The sequence below is a fragment of the Aminobacterium colombiense DSM 12261 genome, from assembly GCF_000025885.1.
Taxonomy (GTDB): domain Bacteria; phylum Synergistota; class Synergistia; order Synergistales; family Aminobacteriaceae; genus Aminobacterium; species Aminobacterium colombiense.
Genome location: NC_014011.1, coordinates 507,309 through 525,270 on the forward strand (window position 1 = coordinate 507,309; position 17,962 = coordinate 525,270).

The 17,962-nt window shown below is 42.3% G+C and carries 20 protein-coding genes; 14 read left to right on the forward strand and 6 right to left on the reverse strand.

The genetic code is table 11. The features are described 5' to 3' along the window. Nucleotides 1-30: 30 nt before the first annotated feature. Entirely contained in the window at nucleotides 31-552 is a 522-nt protein-coding gene (msrB, locus tag AMICO_RS02385) for a peptide-methionine (R)-S-oxide reductase MsrB (protein WP_211204285.1), read from the reverse strand. Between the two features lie 152 nt (nucleotides 553-704). Between msrB and AMICO_RS02390 the strand changes: the two genes are divergently transcribed. Then, entirely contained in the window at nucleotides 705-1,520 is an 816-nt protein-coding gene (locus AMICO_RS02390) for an SDR family NAD(P)-dependent oxidoreductase (RefSeq protein WP_244392430.1), read from the forward strand. 39 nt (nucleotides 1,521-1,559) lie between these two features. Here the strand turns inward: AMICO_RS02390 and AMICO_RS02395 are convergent, their stop codons facing one another. After that, nucleotides 1,560-2,738 (reverse strand): hypothetical protein, encoded by a 1,179-nt coding sequence (locus AMICO_RS02395; protein WP_013047880.1) that lies wholly within the window; start codon nucleotides 2,736-2,738, stop codon nucleotides 1,560-1,562. 360 nt (nucleotides 2,739-3,098) lie between these two features. On the opposite strand from AMICO_RS02395, the gene AMICO_RS02400 reads away from it, so the two are divergent. The 3 genes from AMICO_RS02400 to AMICO_RS10085 all read left to right on the forward strand — a co-directional run bounded on the left by AMICO_RS02400 (nucleotide 3,099) and on the right by AMICO_RS10085 (nucleotide 5,169). Beyond that, nucleotides 3,099-3,596, forward strand: coding sequence for a 4Fe-4S binding protein (locus AMICO_RS02400; RefSeq protein ID WP_052292788.1), 498 nt, complete (start codon nucleotides 3,099-3,101; stop codon nucleotides 3,594-3,596). Further along, entirely contained in the window at nucleotides 3,593-3,841 is a 249-nt protein-coding gene (locus AMICO_RS09800; RefSeq protein WP_052292789.1) for a 4Fe-4S binding protein, read from the forward strand. Before AMICO_RS02400 ends, AMICO_RS09800 begins: the two co-directional genes overlap by 4 nt. Nucleotides 3,842-4,209: 368 nt before the next feature. Next, complete coding sequence (locus AMICO_RS10085) at nucleotides 4,210-5,169, forward strand: collagen-like triple helix repeat-containing protein (protein ID WP_013047881.1); 960 nt, start codon at nucleotides 4,210-4,212, stop codon at nucleotides 5,167-5,169. Nucleotides 5,170-5,223: 54 nt separating this feature from the next. Here the strand turns inward: AMICO_RS10085 and AMICO_RS02410 are convergent, their stop codons facing one another. Continuing rightward, nucleotides 5,224-5,694 carry a methylated-DNA--[protein]-cysteine S-methyltransferase gene (locus AMICO_RS02410; RefSeq protein ID WP_013047882.1) on the reverse strand — a complete coding sequence of 157 codons (471 nt, stop codon included), beginning with the start codon at nucleotides 5,692-5,694 and terminating at the stop codon, nucleotides 5,224-5,226. A 181-nt stretch (nucleotides 5,695-5,875) separates the two neighbouring features. Here AMICO_RS02410 and AMICO_RS02415 point away from each other — a divergent pair, with 181 nt between their 5' ends. After that, complete coding sequence (locus AMICO_RS02415; RefSeq protein ID WP_013047883.1) at nucleotides 5,876-6,670, forward strand: mechanosensitive ion channel family protein; 795 nt, start codon at nucleotides 5,876-5,878, stop codon at nucleotides 6,668-6,670. Nucleotides 6,671-6,870: 200 nt separating this feature from the next. Beyond that, complete coding sequence (locus AMICO_RS02420) at nucleotides 6,871-7,083, forward strand: hypothetical protein (protein ID WP_013047884.1); 213 nt, start codon at nucleotides 6,871-6,873, stop codon at nucleotides 7,081-7,083. Between the two features lie 47 nt (nucleotides 7,084-7,130). On the opposite strand, the gene AMICO_RS02425 is transcribed toward AMICO_RS02420, so the two are convergent. Further along, nucleotides 7,131-8,039 (reverse strand): DMT family transporter, encoded by a 909-nt coding sequence (locus tag AMICO_RS02425; RefSeq protein ID WP_013047885.1) that lies wholly within the window; start codon nucleotides 8,037-8,039, stop codon nucleotides 7,131-7,133. Between the two features lie 211 nt (nucleotides 8,040-8,250). Between AMICO_RS02425 and AMICO_RS02430 the strand changes: the two genes are divergently transcribed. The 8 genes from AMICO_RS02430 to AMICO_RS02465 all read left to right on the forward strand — a co-directional run bounded on the left by AMICO_RS02430 (nucleotide 8,251) and on the right by AMICO_RS02465 (nucleotide 15,368). Then, a complete protein-coding gene (locus AMICO_RS02430) occupies nucleotides 8,251-8,943 on the forward strand; it encodes a hypothetical protein (RefSeq protein ID WP_013047886.1) in 693 nt (230 codons plus the stop codon). Between the two features lie 70 nt (nucleotides 8,944-9,013). Next, nucleotides 9,014-9,517, forward strand: a complete 504-nt coding sequence (locus tag AMICO_RS02435) for a L,D-transpeptidase (RefSeq protein ID WP_013047887.1) — start codon at nucleotides 9,014-9,016, stop codon at nucleotides 9,515-9,517. Between the two features lie 115 nt (nucleotides 9,518-9,632). Further along, nucleotides 9,633-10,304 carry a phenylalanine--tRNA ligase beta subunit-related protein gene (locus tag AMICO_RS02440; RefSeq protein ID WP_013047888.1) on the forward strand — a complete coding sequence of 224 codons (672 nt, stop codon included), beginning with the start codon at nucleotides 9,633-9,635 and terminating at the stop codon, nucleotides 10,302-10,304. A gap of 220 nt (nucleotides 10,305-10,524) precedes the next feature. Continuing rightward, nucleotides 10,525-10,854, forward strand: coding sequence for a cupin domain-containing protein (locus AMICO_RS02445; RefSeq protein ID WP_013047890.1), 330 nt, complete (start codon nucleotides 10,525-10,527; stop codon nucleotides 10,852-10,854). Between the two features lie 147 nt (nucleotides 10,855-11,001). Next, complete coding sequence (locus tag AMICO_RS02450; protein ID WP_013047891.1) at nucleotides 11,002-12,276, forward strand: TolC family protein; 1,275 nt, start codon at nucleotides 11,002-11,004, stop codon at nucleotides 12,274-12,276. Continuing rightward, on the forward strand, nucleotides 12,273-13,478 hold the full coding sequence (locus tag AMICO_RS02455; RefSeq protein ID WP_013047892.1) for an efflux RND transporter periplasmic adaptor subunit: 1,206 nt from the start codon (nucleotides 12,273-12,275) through the stop codon (nucleotides 13,476-13,478). Before AMICO_RS02450 ends, AMICO_RS02455 begins: the two co-directional genes overlap by 4 nt. Further along, complete coding sequence (locus AMICO_RS02460) at nucleotides 13,456-14,151, forward strand: ABC transporter ATP-binding protein (protein WP_013047893.1); 696 nt, start codon at nucleotides 13,456-13,458, stop codon at nucleotides 14,149-14,151. The genes AMICO_RS02455 and AMICO_RS02460 overlap by 23 nt, the downstream gene beginning before the upstream one ends. After that, a complete protein-coding gene (locus tag AMICO_RS02465) occupies nucleotides 14,145-15,368 on the forward strand; it encodes an ABC transporter permease (RefSeq protein WP_013047894.1) in 1,224 nt (407 codons plus the stop codon). Before AMICO_RS02460 ends, AMICO_RS02465 begins: the two co-directional genes overlap by 7 nt. Before the next feature lie 56 nt (nucleotides 15,369-15,424). Here AMICO_RS02465 and AMICO_RS02470 read toward each other — a convergent pair whose 3' ends face one another. Next, nucleotides 15,425-16,681, reverse strand: coding sequence for a hypothetical protein (locus tag AMICO_RS02470; protein WP_013047895.1), 1,257 nt, complete (start codon nucleotides 16,679-16,681; stop codon nucleotides 15,425-15,427). 61 nt (nucleotides 16,682-16,742) lie between these two features. Further along, entirely contained in the window at nucleotides 16,743-17,771 is a 1,029-nt protein-coding gene (locus tag AMICO_RS02475; RefSeq protein ID WP_013047896.1) for a homoserine dehydrogenase, read from the reverse strand. Between the last annotated feature and the right edge of the window lie 191 nt (nucleotides 17,772-17,962).

Below are 17,962 nucleotides of genomic sequence, written 5' to 3' on the forward strand. Positions count from 1 at the left end.
TTTCTCTGACTGGTTATACCCTTCATTTTTTTATTCTTCTTCTGCAATAAAGTTCAGAGCGGCAGAGTTGATGCAGTATCGCATCCCGGTGGGTGGAGGGCCGTCTGAAAAAAGGTGGCCCAGGTGTGCGTCGCAACGGGCACAGAGCACTTCCGTCCGCTCCATTCCAAAAGAAGAATCCAGTTTAGTTGCGATGGGTGCATCTTTTACTGTTGCCCAGAAGCTTGGCCATCCAGAGCCAGAATCAAACTTTTCTTTCGATGAAAAAATGACAGCGCCACAACAAACACAAACATAGGTGCCCTTTTCGTGTAAGTTCCAGTATGCTCCAGAGAAGGGGGGTTCTGTCCCCTTTTTTCTGGTGATAACGTACTGGTCTGGCGTAAGAATAGCTTTCCACTCTTCGTCAGTTTTTTCTATTCGTTCTATAGTTGTGGCACAGACGCTTGTTGTCACAAAAAATATAATTGTTCCTACCGTTAGCAATAGTAACGTGTATTTCATGACCACTCCTTCTTTCTTATACCCTACAATAGTATTATACAGTATCATATAAAGGTGAAAAACGAGGATTCTTTATTATTCTTCTTGTACAACTAAAGCAAACATTTTATAATAATTTAATAATTTGGGAAGGCTCTAATGATGAAGGGGCGTCCAGATTCAACGTAGGGGGCTCGAAAATTTTGCCTTAGAAAAAGGAGATGTGTGTAGTGAGCGAATATTTTGAAGATAAGGTTGCGGTAGTAACCGGAGCGGCTTCTGGCATAGGTTTGGGAATTACTGAGCATTTGCTTTCGAGAGGAGCCATGGCTGTCTTTATGGGTGATGTAAACGAAGAAAATCTTAAAAGTGAATCTGAGCGTTTAAGCATAGCCCACGAGGGAAAAGTTTTTTCAAAATTGACAGATGTTACCAAGCTGGAGCAGGTTGAAAACCTTATATATACAGCAAAAGATTTCGATGGACACCTTGATTTTGTATTCAATAATGCAGGCATGGGTATGACACTTCCTACGGAAAAAATAACCTTTGATATTTGGAAATTGATAATTGATTTGAATGTAATGGGCGTAGTTCACGGAACGTATACAGCTATCCCTCTTATGAGAGAGCAGGGTTTTGGGCACATTATAAATACGGGTTCCATCACAGGGCGCATTCCAGTTCCATATCAGGCCGTTTATGCTGCTACTAAAAGTGCAGTTATATCTATGACCGAGAGTTTACAATATGAATTGGAAGCTTATGGGTTGCAATTCAGCGTATTTTGTCCCGGTAATGTTGCTACGTCAATATTTGGAGAACTGACGCCTCCTCCAGATTCAATAAGTGTGGACGATGCTGTTAATTATATTTTTCAAGAAATGGAAAGAAACTCTCTTGTTATTATCCTTCCTCAAATCATGCGAGAAATAGAAGCTCTTTATAGGGAAAACAGAAAAGAATACGACGAGATCGCTCGTAAACTAGCGAGTGAACGTCGTGAAAATTACCGGACAAAGGGAACCTATTTTTAAGTAAAATGTGACGTATCAGGCAATAATATTCACATCTCTTTACATTTTGTCCAGAAGTTTCAATATATGCAGCAAATATAAAAGAACGCAACCATTTATGGTGAGAATCACACCAATTACTCGTCCTGGAATCATATGGGCAACGAGCATTGATGTGCCAAAAAGTACGGACACTAGATTTAATGTGACTTGAGCGAAGGTAAGTTTCACTAATACTAGAGGTACAGGATCTCGCGGCCTATCCCTTTTTTTCAGTATAGGAGAGCATATTCTCCAAAGCATAATGGCACCGCCGAGAATGTTAAGAACTCCGACGAGCACCGTGAGAGGGGAAACCAATATTTCAGGAATAATACAAGATGTAATTCCAAGGGCCGCAAAGAGGAGCCCGAAGAGGATGATTGGCCATGAACGGGGAAATGGTCCTATCGGCGTGTTCCCGAAGGCAAGCATCTGAATTGCGAAAATGGTCATCAGCAATCCAAGCTGTGCACTTCCCGAAAATGGAAGCAGCCCTAAATTAACAGGAATCAAGAGAACTCCGAGCAATATCATAAAAATACCCGTCAGTAAAATCATTGCCTTATCTGTAGAAAGAGCAATACCGGTATCATTAAGTTTTTCTGCTTCGGGATATAAGAGATATATTTTTCGAAGAACCTCTGCAAGATAGATAATTGTCACACCATAAACCATTATGACCACTGCCGTTTTCGACGTTGTCAGCAGGTTGTGTTTTAAAATAAGCGCTCCAATTAGTATCGATAACAAATAAACCACTCCACATCCAAAGACAAGAGAATGGAATATCCCCCCGTATTTCAGCCACGACAGAAGTTTATCTTTAGAAAATAACATTTGCAGAAACAACAAGAAACCACCAAGTCCAAAACAGAGAAGGAGTAGTATTCGAGGAATATTGTTAAAGATGTCAGGAATAAAGCACGTTACAATACCTATTGCTGCAATGGCCACCCCAATGGCAAGTAATGGTTTCGTTCTGCGCATATTGCCGAAAGGTGTTTGGCCGAGGGTAATTATTTGCAAAGCGAAAATAAACAAAAGCAAGCCATAGAGACCGTTTTCATAATAAGGAAGCGCTCCTGCCGATATTGGAAGCAGCAAACCCCCGGTAATTAACATAATCATTCCGATAATTATCAAAAGGATCACATCAAAAGGAATATCTGCTGTTTTTAACAAATTATATTTTTTCATACTAGCCCCCTGTAATTAAAAATTGCTTTGCCAGAGGGGAACTTGTTGTGACTGAAGAAGAGAAAGTGAATGGTATGTTGTTCCGGCAAATTTCGGAGAACGCTTTGCGAATTGCATGTGAACATATAAATATAAAATGAGCAGAGCTTTTTGACAGCAATAACCTTAATAATCTTACCTGAATTAGTTACATCTAATATAGCACCTACATATATTATTAAAATAACAGCAATATAATTTTAAGGGCAAAATTTATGTATGTAATGAGGAATGTATATTCTTTTACCATTACTTCTTTGCTATACCCTAATATGGTATTATGTTGCCTGGTTTTATAGTTAATTAAGGGGGGATTATTTCATGAAACGGCAAAATTTACGCAAGGCTCTTATGGTTATTTTTATTCTCTCTCTTCCGGTGACCATGTTCTATCTTTCGCCACTTCTTACTTTGCAGGGAGCTTTGAAAGGCATAGTTACATCGAGCCTTATTTTTATAGTGGTTTCTGCGGTTATAGCCTTTTTTGCAGGGCGAGTTTTTTGTGGCTGGATATGCCCAGGCGGAGCAGTACAAGAAGCCCTTTTTCCAGCAAATGATTCAAGAGTTTTAGGCGAAAAATTTAATCTTATCAAGTATGGTATTGCTGCTGTTTGGTTGATGACGCTGGTTGTTTTCTTCGTCATGGCCGGTGGCATATTATCAATTAAACCTCTATATGGCATAGAGGGTGGTTTTTCCCTTGGAACCCCTAAATCCTATCTTATGTTCTATGTTGCCATGGGCGCCATGGTGACACTATCCCTTCTATTAGGGCGAAGATCCTTTTGCCATTATGGCTGTATGTTGGCTCCTTTATGATTTTGGGGAAGTGGGCGGCGAGAAAATTTAATACTCATCATTTTCATCTTGTAGCAGACAGCTCAAAATGCATTGACTGCAAGCTCTGTACAAAAAACTGTCCCATGAGCCTTGATGTGAATGCCATGGTTCGCTTGGGAGATATGTATTCTTCTGAGTGTATTTCTTGCGGTGCATGTGTAGATGTTTGTCCCAAAAAAGTTATTTTCTTCTCCTTTTCTTCCCCCAAAAATGATCGTCATTAAGTGGCTGTGCTTTTCACAGCCACTTAATATATTAATTAATATTTAAAATTCTCCCCCCAAAGCACCCTTCTCGTTGTTGTCTCTTGCTGATTGTCTTAACGTACTTTTATTAGGCAAACAATTCTAAAAGTAATCAAAATTTCACAAAGCAATACAGATAGCATGTTGACAAAGCTAAATTTAAGAGTTATATAATAATATAAATTAAAAGAACATTAGAGTAACTTAAAATTAGCGTTGTATATTTTAATAAAGATTTCTTTAAGATTAAATGTGTGGGTTGGCAGTTTGTTGCTAATTCAATTTGCTTTTTACGTTTTTCGGGATCACGCATAAAAACAAGTGAGATCCCTTAGGGAGGGATAAAAATGAAAAAGTTATTTGCTCTAATCGTAATAGGCGGGTTATTAGTGGCTGCGACTGCTGCCTTAGCTAGCACGCCAGTAGAGGGATGGTGGGTTCATCCAACTGACAAGGCGCCGCAAAATGAAGTGATTAATATACAGGATGATATTGATGCGAGGATTATGGAGTTAATAGACCAGTATGGCGCCGGCGCTGATGGGAAATCGGCCTACGAAATAGCGGTAGAAAACGGTTTTGTAGGCAGTGAAATGGACTGGCTCGATTCTCTTATCGGCGAACAGGGGCCACAGGGGGAGCAGGGGCTTTCCGGTGATGATGGACAAGATGGAGTCAACGGCCTCTCTGCTTACGAGTTGGCAGTTTTAAATGGTTTTGAAGGGACAGAGCAGGACTGGCTCGATTCCTTACATGGCGGAGCCCCAGGTCCTCAAGGTGAGCCAGGAGAAGATGGGAACTCTGCTTATGAAGTGGCGGTGGAGAACGGTTTTACAGGCACATTGTCAGAGTGGCTCGATTCTCTCGTGGGGGAAGGTGTTCCTACGGGTGGTTCAGCAGGTCAGGCCCTGGTTAAAGCTTCTGGTGACGATTACGATACCACTTGGGCGGATGTGCTAACAAATGAAGACCTTCAGGAAATTAACGAAAAGAACGAGGAACAGGATGGCCGAATTGGAAGCATAGAAAACTGGCAGGATTCTGTCAATAGCAGAATGGATCAGTTTGAGGATAGGCTTTCCGATCTTGAGGATCCTCAGTTCATTTTGGGTCTTAACCTCAGGTTGACTGATACAAAACGTACAACTTTGGAGGCCTTTGGGGATTACTCTGTAACTCGCGGTGAAGTTGATCGTTATGGGTTGCGCCTTACCTTCAAGCTTGGAAAAAGCTATGAAGAGAAGCTCATTGAAAACCTTCAAGCTGAGGTAGAAGAACTGAAAGCCTTGCTGAGTAAAAAAGAATAATAGAATAAAGGCTCACGGTAAAAGGGCCCCTTATAAGGGGCCCTTTTTGTAGACTTAATTTTTATATTCCATTTCCAGCTTTAAGAGAAAGGATTTTATGTGGAGTCCTCCTCCATACCCAACAAGTTTGCCATTAGCACCGATAACGCGGTGGCAGGGGATAAAAATAGGAATGGGGTTACGATTGTTGGCAAGACCGACTGCCCGTGAGGCCTTTTTGTTTCCGATACTTTCAGCTATTTCCTTATAGCTTCGTGTTTCACCGTAGGGTATGGCACATAAACTTTTCCACACACGAATCATAAATTCAGTGCCGACTGGTGCAAGGGGGAGAGTAAATTCTTTTCGTTTCCCCTCCATATATTCCTTAAGTTGTTTTCCAGCCTCTTTAAGAATTTTAGTTTCATGGATTGTCATGTCTTTAAGAATATCTTTACTTTGAAAGCAGAGGTGGGTTATTACATCGTTTTCTTCAGCTATGGCTATTTCTCCTATAGGGGTTTGGTAAAAAAACAGATGTCTCATTTTTAAAATCACTCCTCTTGGTGAGGGTTTTGTTCCCTTTTCATATTATCAGAAAGATCATATTTTTACTTGAGTTCAGTGACATCTCCAGTGGCTTTATGGGGAGGCAAATTTGTTTAATTGACAATCCATTGTTTTTTTGTTGTTATGGATAGTATCAAAGGAAAAGGGAGAGTGTTTTATGAATAGTTTTATTGATTTGTCCATGCCAGTCATTAAAAGCGTAGCTTTGGCTATTTTAGCGGTGTTAATTGGATTAAAGGTTATTCATTGGATTACCAAAACAGTAGAAAAGATTATTGAAAGATCATCTCTTGATAAGACTTTGAAGCCATTTATTGTTTCTCTTGTCAATGCCTTATTGAAGGTTCTTTTGGTCATATCAATTATTAGTATTCTTGGAATAGATACCACATCCTTTGTAGCTGTTATTGCGGCAGCAGGTTTTGCCGTAGGTTTGGCTTTTCAGGGCTCTTTGTCTAATTTTGCGGGAGGAGTATTGCTTTTGGCCTTGAGGCCTTTTAAGGTGGGGGACTATATAGAAGCAAGCGGATTCAGTGGAACTGTCCAGGCTATACAGATTCTCTATACAGAACTTGTCACCGTTGATAATAAGGTGATTTTCATTCCCAACGGAAGCCTTTCAAATGCCAGCATCGTAAACTACTCTGTTAAGAGCACTCGCCGTGTGGATTTCAAGTTTGGCGTCGGGCATGAGGCGGATTCTCATAAGGTTATTGAGGTGTTGCAGGGAGTTGTGGGGAACCACGCGTTAATTTTAAAAGAGCCAGAAACCTTTGTGAGAATGTCAGAGCATGGGGAAAGCGCGATTTTCTTCACGGTCCGAGTTTGGGTAAACGCCCAGGATTACTGGACCGTCTATTTCGATATCATTGAAACAGTGAAGAGACGTTTTGATGAGGAGAGCATATCAATACCATATCCTCAAATGGACGTGCATTTAAAGCAGCAGTAAGTTATTGATTTCGGCCAAGAGAAGCTTCACCTTTGTCTTCCACCAGCTTGGGACGTAGCTTTAGTGGTGTTGCAAGGAGCAGATACAGCAGAGATAGGAAAAATATTTCATTTCGTTATAAATCTTATTTATTATCTATATTTATCGAATAGCTCAAGTGATATAATCCTTTTTATGTTTTGGAAAGGAGGTTTGTCACGATGAGCAAGGCGCAAGAAATTATCGATAAAATAGAAAAAACTGCGAAAGATCCAAACGTTTCCAATGCTGTCATTGACGGATTGCTCAATGAAATGGTGTCTCTTCTCAATAAGGAGCCTGAGGCATGGGATCTGTGCACAGACAGGGTTCGTTTTTTGCTGAATGAACGTTTCTGCTATACAGGCCCCTCTTCTTACGGATCATATCGTTAAATTCAAGCCCCCCTTGGGGGGCTTATTCTTTTTGCCAACGTCGACTTTCATCTCAAGGCACATGCTTTGAGAGCTAAAAAAGACCCAGCAAGCACGAGAATCCCCCCCAGATATTGAAGAATGGTCAGGTACTCCTTAAAGATTAATAGAGATAAAACTACAGTTACAAGGGGTTCTGCCATGCTGAGAATGGCCGCTATTGACGGGGTTGTTAGTTTCACCCCAAGAAAAAACGCGAGGAAACCAGAAAGGGAAACAAGAGAAATAATGCAAAATAGCAGCCATGTAGAAGTAGTGTGAGGAAGAATAAGATTATGAGTTGCTTTTCCTACTATAAAAAAAGACACGGCTGAAAAGAAACAGACAAAGGCAACAACTACTTGATATGGTGTCTTTTTCATGAGAGAGTTTCCATAAAGGATATAGGATGTGTAAGAAAGAGCAGCAAAACCTGCTAAAAGAACACCTTTCATACTAACCGAAGCGTCAATCTTTCCAGAAAGAAATATAAGACCCACAGTAGAAAGCGTAATAGAAAGAATAATCTTTGTTGTAAGAGGTTCTTTATTGACATACAAGGATCCAATAGCAACAAGAGCTGGATAAGAGTAAAAAATAAGCGCTGCCATGGATGCCGGGATATACTGAAAACTAGAGAAGTAGCTAAAACTTGTGAGAGTGAAAAGAATACCGCCAAGTACAAAAAGCTGTAAAAAGTTCTTCTTGCCCACCATTACTACCTGATGGCCCTTCTGAAAATAAAGCAGGCAGAAAAGAGCAATTGATGCGATGATAAATCGCATGAAGTGAAAAGTCATGACGGTAATGCCTTTTTTATAGGCAGATACTGCTAGAATAGGGATAAAGCCAAACAAAAAAGCTGATAAAAGTGCCGCTGCTGCCCCCTTATAATGATCAGGCAATTTCGATTGTTGAGTATTTGTGGCATTATTCATCTCATCAGCCTCTTATCTTCCATAATATTTTTAGAATATACAAATTTGATAAAATAAACAAGTTTAATTTACATTGATTTTTTCAGTGTTAAAATTTGTTTGAAGAAGGTGGTGGAGAGATGAGTACACTGCATAGCGACCAGATAAGGGAATTTTGTAAATATGAGAGGGGTATGTGGCTTAAGAATTCATATAGAGAGGGGCGCTAGTAATGAAGAATAAGTTTTTTAAGGGAGCAATATTTTTTGTATTGTTTGTAACCTTTATTTTTTGTTATGCCCAAGAAGGGATCTCAAAAGTTACACCCCCAGTAAAATCGGCTCATATAGAGTACGAACTCTCAGGACAGACAGTGGGGAAAAAGACGGTTTTCTTTGATAGTTATGGGAAAAATTATTATGAATTACGAGATGAGGAAACAACTATTTCTTTTGGTGGGACAAAAGAGGTAACGCAAAACAAAACACTTTTTATCCGTACTGATAGCTATACATATAACATTGACCTTTTGACGAACACGGGGACAAGGATGAAAAATAGCGATATGGAAAAAATGGCAGCTATGTATTCAGGTGCCATGACCCCCGAGCAAATGAAAGAAAAAGGGGAGGAAATGTTTAAGGAAATGGGCGGGAAAATCCTGGGAAAAGAGAAGTTACTCGGGTATGAATGCGTGGTAGCAGAGGTTTCAGGCGTGAGAACGTGGGTATATGAGGAACACATCACCTTAAAGTCTGCGATGAGCTTGGGAACTATGGAACAGAAAGAGGAGGCCACTCTTTTCGAGGTGAATCCTTCCATTCCTTCATCCCAGTTTACCCCCCCTGGAAACATAGAGTACGAGGATATAGATTTGAGTTCCATGGGAATGCCTCCTGGGGTGAGCATGCAGCCGCAAGATTGATAATGGTTAAGAAAGCAGCACCCAGACAACGTGGGATATGGAGCATAAATCTAAACTGGAGGACTAGGCAATGAAGATTAAAAACCTTATTCTGTTGACATTTTTCCTTTGCTTTTTCGCAGCGGCCAACAATCCAGCCCTGAGTGGAGAAAAGACTTATGCTCATGAGCCTCCAGACAGGATTGTCGTGGAAAAAAGAAAATTTGTTCTCACCCTCTACAGAGAAGGGAAAGAAGTATTGTCTTTTCCCGTAGCAGTGGGGCGAAATAAGGGTAATAAACAGCGAGTCGGAGATTTGCGAACTCCCGTGGGAACTTTTATGGTAGAAAGAATTCATGACTCAAGCCATTGGGTTCACGATTTCAAGGATGGGAAGGGACCCATTAAGGGGGCATATGGCCCATGGTTTATCCGGTTGAAGACCGGCTGGTCAGGCATAGGCATTCACGGAACCCATGATCCGGGTTCTATTGGACAAAGGGCAACGGAAGGATGCGTTCGGCTAAGAAATGATCATCTTGAACTTTTAGTTAAGCATGTAGAGCCGGGTTTGGTTGTTGTTATTGAGGAATAAAGCCTTTGTTTTTTATTGTTGAATGACAGTTAATTATTAACCTCTTGACATGGCAGCAAACGGTTAGAATTAACAAGGAGGGATTGGGGAAGAGCGTGAAGAGGAGGGAAAGAAAATGATCACAACAACTGATGCTTTTCTAAAGAAGTTTCCGAAAGCCCATATTGGTATTTTAATCATTAAAGAAGTCAGTAACGGGTCATGTCATGATTGCCTTAACCGCGTGAGAGAGAACCTGGAAGAAGATTTACGAAGCAAATTTAGTATGATGTCTCGGGCAGAATTGCGAAATCAACCAGTACTTCGTGTCTATGACCAGTATTTTAAGTTGTATGGTCAGAATTATCCTGTGCTTTACCAGATTGAGTCTGTAGCAATAAAGGGGAGAAGTATCCCCATTGTCAATTGTCTCGTTACCGCTATGTTTATAGCTGAGTTAAAAAATATGCTGCTTACGGCAGGGCATGATTTCGACAAAGTTGAGTTTCCCATAGTTGCAGATATTGGAGATGGTGATAGATACTACACGTTAATAAATGATACGGAGAAACTCGTTTGTGATAACGATATGCTTATCTGTGACGATAAAGGTGTCATATCAAGTGTCATTTATGGCCCTGATAAGCGCACAGCCATTACTGCTGAAACGCAAAACGTTCTTTTTGTAGTGTATGCGCCGGAGAATATAGATAAACAGGACACCTTATCCCACTTGGAAGATATAAAAAATAATGTACTTCTTTTTTCTCCGAGAGCAAAAATCGATTTCATGGCTGTTTCCCCATAATAGTGGAGGGCGCAGTCAGTGGATTCATTGCAAATCAAAGAGGTTCACCTCTCACACAGGCTTTTTATTTTGATAGAGGAAAAATTCAGGGTTCATTCGCAACTGAGCCTTCTCAGCATCAATTTTGATATTTAAAAAACACTAGTAAAGTAGTAGGAATTATGGTAGCATGTCAAAAATACACAGTGCATATTTCTATTACTAGAGGAGGAGTGAAAAAATGAACCACGGGACTTTTGAAAAAGGAGAAAAATTTGAAGCGGGAAAAATGGTTGAGGTTCAAGAGGGCGCGATTGTCAGCCGTACTCTTATAGACTATCCTACAGGAACAGTGACCCTCTTCGCATTTCATAGAGGACAAGGTCTTAGCGAGCACACTGCTCCCTACGATGCGTTGGTACAGGTACTCGAGGGGAAAGCGGAAATAAGCCTTGCTGGAACACCACAAATAGTTGAGAAGGGGGAATGGCTTATTATGCCAGCAAATGTTCCCCATGGGCTGAGGGCTATTGAAGATTTTAAAATGGCCCTAGTAATGATCCGTTCGTAATCTAAAAGAGGCTAGACTTAATAAGGTCAGCCTCTTTTTCATAAATATAAGCATATTCCACGATGATAAGACGGGTTCCTTTTTGTATAAATAGACGGCATGTACCCTATATAAAGATAATAAAGATTATTTTTGAAGGAGCTTGGGATGAAAAAGTACGTCTTTTTGGTTTTGACAGCTTTTCTTTGTATGTGCCATTCTACTGAAGGATTAAGTGAAGAAAAAATAATATTCACTACCCCTCTCAGTCTTGAACAGTGTCTTGCCATAGCGGAGGTACACCACCCGAATCTTAAAGCATCCAGGGCTAAAATTGATGTAGCTGACAGCCAGATGGGGCAAGTTGCTTCAAAAGAACGCCCTCAGGTTGATGTTTCGAGCAGCTACAGCCGTCAGGAGTCTTCTGCTGCTCGGGATGGCGATACTTATTCTACAAGTGCTGGAATTTCACAGTTAATTACAGACGCTGGGAAGACGAAGGCGGAAAAAAGCATCGCTCGTTTGAAGAAAGAGAGTGCTTCTCAAAACTATAAAACCATTGAGTGTCAAGTTCAATATAATGTTAAAAAAACCTATTTTGATGCCCTGGAGGCACAGAAAGATCTCGAAGTAGCCGAAGAAACTTTGAATCTTTATACTCTTCTTCTCACCCAGGCCCAGGCCTTTTATGACGTGGGCTCTGTTCCAAAATATGATGTGACTACTGCGGAAGTGGAACAAAGCAAGGCTAGGCTTGGGGTGGTGACTGCGAAAACAGCAATAAAAAAAGCGAGGGCAGAGCTCAATAATGCCATGGGGGTTACAGAAGCACCGGAATATGTACTCAAAGATGTAGAGGAGCGTGTTTCGTTCTCTATACCTTTCGACGAAGTTTTAAAAACAGCGTTAAGGAAAAGGGCAGACCTTCTGGCCAGTGAGATAGGTGTTAAGGCAGCCAAGGAGAGCATTCGCCTGGCTGCGAAAGGAAATGCACCAGAGGTAAGAGCATCGGGAAAATACGCCATTGGCGGCAGTCATCCTACCGAAGATGATAACTGGTCTGTTGGAGTTACACTTCAGATCCCCCTTTACGATGGAGGACTTGAGGGGGAGAAAATAAACCAGGCCAGGGCGGAGTTGGTTGTGGCCGAAGGGGAGGAAGAGTCTCTTCGATCTGATGTTCGTAAAGAAGTGGAACAGGCTTATATGGAGTTTATCGACTCTGATGAGGTTTTGGCAGTTGCGCAAAAAACGGTGCAGCAGGCAGAAGAGAATCTGACGATTGCGCAAAACAGATATAAAGTAGGCGTAGGCTCTCCAATTGAAGTGGCCGACGCTACAGAAAAATTTAAAGAGGCTAAGCAAGGGTACTGGTCGGCACTCTATTCTCATCACCGGTCCTGGGCTGCTCTTGAAAAGGTGGTAGGGGGAACGGTGGAATGAAAAAGTGGATAGTTGTCCTTCTTTTACTTCTTGCTTTGGGCGGTTATTTTATCATATCCCGTAAAGACGCTTCAAAAGCCATGGTTGTGGAAACAACTCCTATTACTCGTGGCAAGATCATAAAGACAGTTTCCGCAACGGGCAGCCTTCAGGCGGTCAATACTGTAAATGTTGGAACCCAGGTTTCCGGCACGGTCAAAGCTATCTATGCCGATTTCAATTCTATTACAAGAAAAGGAGCGCTCATTGCAGAGATAGACCCTGCTCTTTTGCAGGCCAACCTCGAGACAGCAAAGGCTGACGTTCTTTCCGCTCAGGCAGACCTTGCAAAAGCCGAGGCCACTGTTAAAAACACGAGGAAGAACAGGGATAGAAAAAAAGAGCTCTATTCCAGAGACCTTATCGCAGAAAGTGAGCTTGATGCAGCTCAGACAGAGTACGATACGGCTCTTGCCCAATTAAAGGCCGCTAAAGCAAGTTTGGCCCAGTCTCAAGCTAATTTGAGACATAAGGAGGTAAGTCTTGGCTACACGCGTATAACCTCTCCTATTAATGGAGTCGTTATTGACAGGACAGTGGAGGTTGGACAGACTGTGAATGCGAGCCAGTCTGCTCCCACTCTCTTTACTATCGCAGAAGATCTGACGAAAATGAAAGTGGAAGCGAACATTGATGAAGCTGATATTGGACAGATAGAAGCAGGACAAAGGGTTGAATTTACTGTTGATGCCTATCCTGAGCTCTTTTTTATAGGTAGTATAGAGGAGATCCGCCTTGCTCCTAATGCCGAAGGCAATATAGTTACATACACAGTTATCATTATGGTTCAGAATCCGGATCTTAAACTTATGCCTGGTATGACAGCTAATGTTTCGGTCATTGCCAAAGAAAAGATTGACGTGTTTAAAGTATCTAATGCTGCCTTGCGTTTCAAACCGAGTCCAGATTTTCTCGCTTCCAATGGAAATGGGCAAAATTTTAATTCGGCTAGACGAAACGCTTCTTCAAACCAGAAGACACTTTGGCTTTATGACGGCAAGGAATTCAAGCCCCTTCCCGTATCTATAGGAATATCTGATGGTTTGTACACTGAAATTTCTGGCAATGTTAATGAGGGAATGAATGTGGTTACAAGCATTCTTTCTGGTAAAACCAATAGCAATGGAGGAGGGTCTCCCTTTGTACCTGGTCCGCGTCGATAATATTTACAAGACCTACTCTATGGGAGAGGTAGATGTTACGGCTCTTCAGGGAGTGTCTTTTTCCGTTAAAAAGGGAGAATTCCTTTCGATTATGGGGGCATCGGGGTCTGGAAAATCAACGCTTATGAACATTATAGGATGTCTCGATACCCCAACGGAAGGGCATTATTATCTTGATGGAACAGACGTGAGCACCATCGACGAAAACCAACTTGCGGATATCCGGAAGAATACTATTGGTTTTGTCTTTCAGGGTTTTAACCTTCTTCCCCGTATGACAGCTCTCGAAAATGTAGAACTCCCTATGCTCTATAGCGGCATATCGGCAAGGAAACGTCATGAGCGAGCTCTCCATGCCCTTCAAATTGTGGATTTGGAAGACAGGGCAAATCATCAGCCGCAGCAGCTCTCAGGAGGCCAGCAGCAGCGTGTGGCTATAGCGAGAGCTCTTGCCAATGATGCACCCCTCATTCTGGCTGATGAGCCTACCGGCAATCTCGATAGCAAAACGGGGATAGATGTGATGAAACTCTTCGTGCGACTTAATGTTGAGTCCGGTAAAACTATTATACAGGTTACTCATGAGCGGGATATGGCACTATTCGGCTCCAGAATTATTACGGTAAAAGATGGAACCATAGTGCACGATGAAAGAGTGAACCCGACATGCTGAGTTTGTATGAAACTTCGAAAATATCCTTTAGGTCTCTTCGCGCCAATAAAACCCGTTCGGCTTTGACCATGCTTGGAATCGTCATAGGCGTTATGGCGGTGATCATTATGTTCGCTGTGGGGAGCGGTGCCAATAAAGAGATTGCAGAGCGTTTTTCGAGTCTTGGCAGCAATATGATTGTGGTGCGTCCCGAAACAATTACCTTTGGAGGTTCACGAAGTTACATAGCTCATAATCTTACAATTGATGATGCGATGTCCATTGGAGAGGAATGCAGCGCGGTGGCTTACGTTGCTCCCTATTACGGCGGAACGGCTCAAGCGGTCTATGGAAATGAAAATTACCCGGCCCGGGTGACAGGGACGACCTCTGACTATCTTTTTGTTCGTGATTTGAGCCTTGCCTCAGGGAGAACTTTTACAGATCAGGATGTACGGAGCGCGACAAAGGTTTGTATTGTGGGGCAGACCATTGTAGATAATTTATTCGTGACGGAGGACCCAATTGGTAAGATCCTTCGTCTTAAAGGTGTGCCCATGGTTGTAATCGGCCTTCTGAACAAAATAGGGGAAAGCGCTATGGGGCGGGACGAGGATGATATTGTTCTTGTTCCAATTACTACCGTGCAGCGACGGTTGTTTAGCCCCCAAAGGATGGGTATGGCTTCGTCCATTTCGGTAAAGGCCCTTTCTGAACAGCACCTTGATTTGGCTCAGGAACAGATAGAAGCGCTTCTTGCTCAGCGCCATCGGATAAAACCAGGGGAATCAAATGATTTTACTGTGCGCAACCTGACACAGATGGTGGAAAGCGCCAAAAGTGCGACCCGGGTCATGAGTTTGCTTCTCACTGCAGTGGCAGGGGTGTCCCTTTTAGTGGGGGGCATTGGCATTATGAATATCATGCTTGTCTCGGTTACTGAACGGACACGGGAAATTGGCATTCGAATGGCTATAGGGGCCAAAAGAGCAGATATTCGATTGCAGTTTCTTGTGGAAGCCCTTACTCTCTCTCTTTTAGGGGGAATTACAGGTATTATTCTTGGTATCGCAGGGGCTGAAGTCATTTCGAAGGCGTTGGGATGGACCGTTGATATCTCTCTTCTATCTGTGGTCCTTTCCTTTGGATTTTCTGGCTGTGTGGGCATCTTCTTTGGCTTTTACCCAGCATATAAGGCTTCGTTGCTTAATCCCATCGAAGCGTTAAGATACGAATAATAAAAGAAGGGGCTATCGAAAAATGACAGCCCCTTCTGACTTTCTCGAAAAAAGAATCAAAGGCGGTGAACACCTGCTGCAATGAAGGAAAGACCTGCTTTGGTGAGGGCTTCGGCCGTGGTGTTTACTGCTTTGTGCTTAAGAAGATAATTGCGGGTAAGTGCCTCCCAATCTCCAGTGCCTACTATTTCCTTTTTATCCCTAAAGTAGTCGAGTATATCTGACTGGTGATAAAGCTGCTGTTCGTCTTCTGGATTTCCTCCTTCATGTTTGGCTGAGATGTTAGGAATAGTTTTTGCAAGCTCAAGGAGTTCGTCTCTTCTATCGTATGGCTGGCGAACGATGCTTTTCCACGTTTCTGTAATATGGTGTTCTATGCGAACATCATCTTCTAGACCGAGTTCTCTTCGAATCTCTGCAGATTTTGCGATATGCTCTCCATCAATAGAATTAGATAAGTTAAATCCAGCAAGAGGGGTAGTCCCGTCATCTCTGGCGAAAAGACGGGCAGCCAACAATGTCCACAGTACAGAATAGGGGTTGTCATTTCCCATGAAAACCGAGATTTTGAATCTGATGTTTACACCGAGACGGTAGAGGAGATATCCTAAAAAAACTGTTCCTGGATTTATATTCAGCACTTCGTCTACTCCATAGTTTACATAGTAATAGAGAAGCTCATCGATCCATTTTAGAGGGTGGCTGTTGGGTTGCCCGATGCCGCCGAAATATCCAGTGATGGTATCTGGCCCTCCCAGATGTATGTTCGATCCGTCTGTTCCTTTAGTATCGAGAGTCTCTACACAACTGGCTCCAAGAATTTTAATGGCTGCTCTTACCGCTGGTAAGTCCCCATTATCGGCTTCCTGCTCTTTCATCTTACGAACTCTAATGAAACGGCCGGGAAGAATTTCACCCTTTTCTTTGGCCTGTTTCGCTTCAGCTATCAGCCAGGGGAAATATTGCATGGCACTGATCTCAAGAGTCACAGCCCTTGTTTCGTCATAACTCCATGCTGGCCGATCTGGATCAATGCGGGAACGATATTCGGATAGGGATATAAAATCCCCACAGTCTTTAGCAGCCTGTAGCCAATCCAGCTCTTTGACATGGGATGGGTTTGCGTGTTTCACTTTCTCTAGAAGACTTTCAACCTTCCCAGCTTCATGGGCTTTTTCGTTGATCTCTGATACAGTACCGTATTTTGAAACGACTCTACGCAGGTCGGTTAGGGTCTTATTTTTGGTATCAGAGAGAAAACAGTTAATGTCCTCCAATGTTTGCGGCATTATGCAAAACTTTTCGTAGCTCATCTCAAAACTCCTCCTCACATCTTTATAATAACTGCCTCTACTATGAAGCCTGTGTTTTTCTCTAAAAGAGAACTTGTTCATGAGCAACAATAGAGAGCATGTCGGACAGAAGAGCCTGCCCCGTTTCTTCTCTTCCTGCTCCAGGGCCTATAATAGTGACATTTTTGATATTGTTTGTGGTGTAAGTTATGGCGTTGGTGGCGCCGTCCACTCCTGCTAAAGGATGGGATAGCGGAAGTTCAACAGGAGCTACTGAGGCTGAAATTCCATTCGAGGTGCGTTGAATATGAGCGAGAAGCTTAATTTTTGCCCCTTTAGATTTAGCTGCTTGTATATTTTTACGGCTCAAGCCAGCAATACCCTTTCGAGTTACCTTAGAGAGAGGAATAGTGTTTCTCATAATAACATTTGCAATGATCTGAGCTTTTACTGCAGCGTCCCACCCGTCCATGTCCCCTTCGGGATTGGTTTCCGCATATCCTAAATCTTGAGCCTCCTTAAGGGCAACATCGTACTCAAGCCCTTCTTCCATCCTGGTCAGAATATAGTTCGTTGTACCATTAACTATACCTTGAATTTCATAAAATTCACACCCTGCCATAGATTCCAATGCCAAATTGATGGCGGGAGTTCCACTCATGACTGTGCCCTCAAATCGGTATTCACATCTTTTGTCAGAAGCTAATTTCTGAAGTTCATGAAATGCCAGAGAAACAGGACCTTTGTTGCTGGAAATGACATGCTTTCCTTCATTCAATGCGGCTCTTGTGATGGATAACCCAGGTTCACCGGTAGTGAGGTTTGTGGGGGTAACGTCAATAACAATATCTACGCCAGAAAGACGAACAGCTTCCAAGGGGGAGATAAGATCTGTGCCTATGGATTCGCCACGATCCAATCTGTTAAGAAGAGCCTGCAGAGAGATACCTTCGGGATTCTTACAGGCACCTTTTGTCCGGCCTACTACAGCTAAAGTTTTAAATTTGAATCCCCACTTGTGATAAAGCTTTTCTTCCTCTCGAACCAAAATACGAGCGAGACCTTGACCAACGTTACCAAAACCAATAAAGCATAGGCCCCAAATCTTCATATTTCACCATCTCTTTTCTCTCTAGAATAATGACATAAAAAAGGCCGGGAGCCTTCTAAAATCGAAGACCCCCGGCTGAAGTTTCAGTACACGACGTATCAAACGCCGACTGCTCCAGGAGGGTCGACACATGTCGTCATGGTAGTAGTTGTAGTTACATTGATAAGAGAAATTTCATTGATGCTATGGTT

Coding starts and splice junctions, on each gene's coding strand:
- AMICO_RS02400 (WP_052292788.1), top strand. CDS start 3,099: ATGAAACGGCAAAATTTACGCAAGGCTCTTATGGTTATTTTTATTCTC.
- AMICO_RS02465 (WP_013047894.1), top strand. CDS start 14,145: ATGCTGAGTTTGTATGAAACTTCGAAAATATCCTTTAGGTCTCTTCGC.
- AMICO_RS02475 (WP_013047896.1), bottom strand. CDS start 17,771: ATGAAGATTTGGGGCCTATGCTTTATTGGTTTTGGTAACGTTGGTCAA.
- AMICO_RS10085 (WP_013047881.1), top strand. CDS start 4,210: ATGAAAAAGTTATTTGCTCTAATCGTAATAGGCGGGTTATTAGTGGCT.
- AMICO_RS02415 (WP_013047883.1), top strand. CDS start 5,876: ATGAATAGTTTTATTGATTTGTCCATGCCAGTCATTAAAAGCGTAGCT.
- AMICO_RS02440 (WP_013047888.1), top strand. CDS start 9,633: ATGATCACAACAACTGATGCTTTTCTAAAGAAGTTTCCGAAAGCCCAT.
- AMICO_RS02455 (WP_013047892.1), top strand. CDS start 12,273: ATGAAAAAGTGGATAGTTGTCCTTCTTTTACTTCTTGCTTTGGGCGGT.
- AMICO_RS02450 (WP_013047891.1), top strand. CDS start 11,002: ATGAAAAAGTACGTCTTTTTGGTTTTGACAGCTTTTCTTTGTATGTGC.
- msrB (WP_211204285.1), bottom strand. CDS start 552: ATGATACTGTATAATACTATTGTAGGGTATAAGAAAGAAGGAGTGGTC.
- AMICO_RS02395 (WP_013047880.1), bottom strand. CDS start 2,738: ATGAAAAAATATAATTTGTTAAAAACAGCAGATATTCCTTTTGATGTG.
- AMICO_RS02445 (WP_013047890.1), top strand. CDS start 10,525: ATGAACCACGGGACTTTTGAAAAAGGAGAAAAATTTGAAGCGGGAAAA.
- AMICO_RS02390 (WP_244392430.1), top strand. CDS start 705: ATGTGTGTAGTGAGCGAATATTTTGAAGATAAGGTTGCGGTAGTAACC.
- AMICO_RS02430 (WP_013047886.1), top strand. CDS start 8,251: ATGAAGAATAAGTTTTTTAAGGGAGCAATATTTTTTGTATTGTTTGTA.
- AMICO_RS02470 (WP_013047895.1), bottom strand. CDS start 16,681: ATGAGCTACGAAAAGTTTTGCATAATGCCGCAAACATTGGAGGACATT.
- AMICO_RS02410 (WP_013047882.1), bottom strand. CDS start 5,694: ATGAGACATCTGTTTTTTTACCAAACCCCTATAGGAGAAATAGCCATA.
- AMICO_RS02435 (WP_013047887.1), top strand. CDS start 9,014: ATGAAGATTAAAAACCTTATTCTGTTGACATTTTTCCTTTGCTTTTTC.
- AMICO_RS02425 (WP_013047885.1), bottom strand. CDS start 8,039: ATGAATAATGCCACAAATACTCAACAATCGAAATTGCCTGATCATTAT.
- AMICO_RS09800 (WP_052292789.1), top strand. CDS start 3,593: ATGATTTTGGGGAAGTGGGCGGCGAGAAAATTTAATACTCATCATTTT.
- AMICO_RS02420 (WP_013047884.1), top strand. CDS start 6,871: ATGAGCAAGGCGCAAGAAATTATCGATAAAATAGAAAAAACTGCGAAA.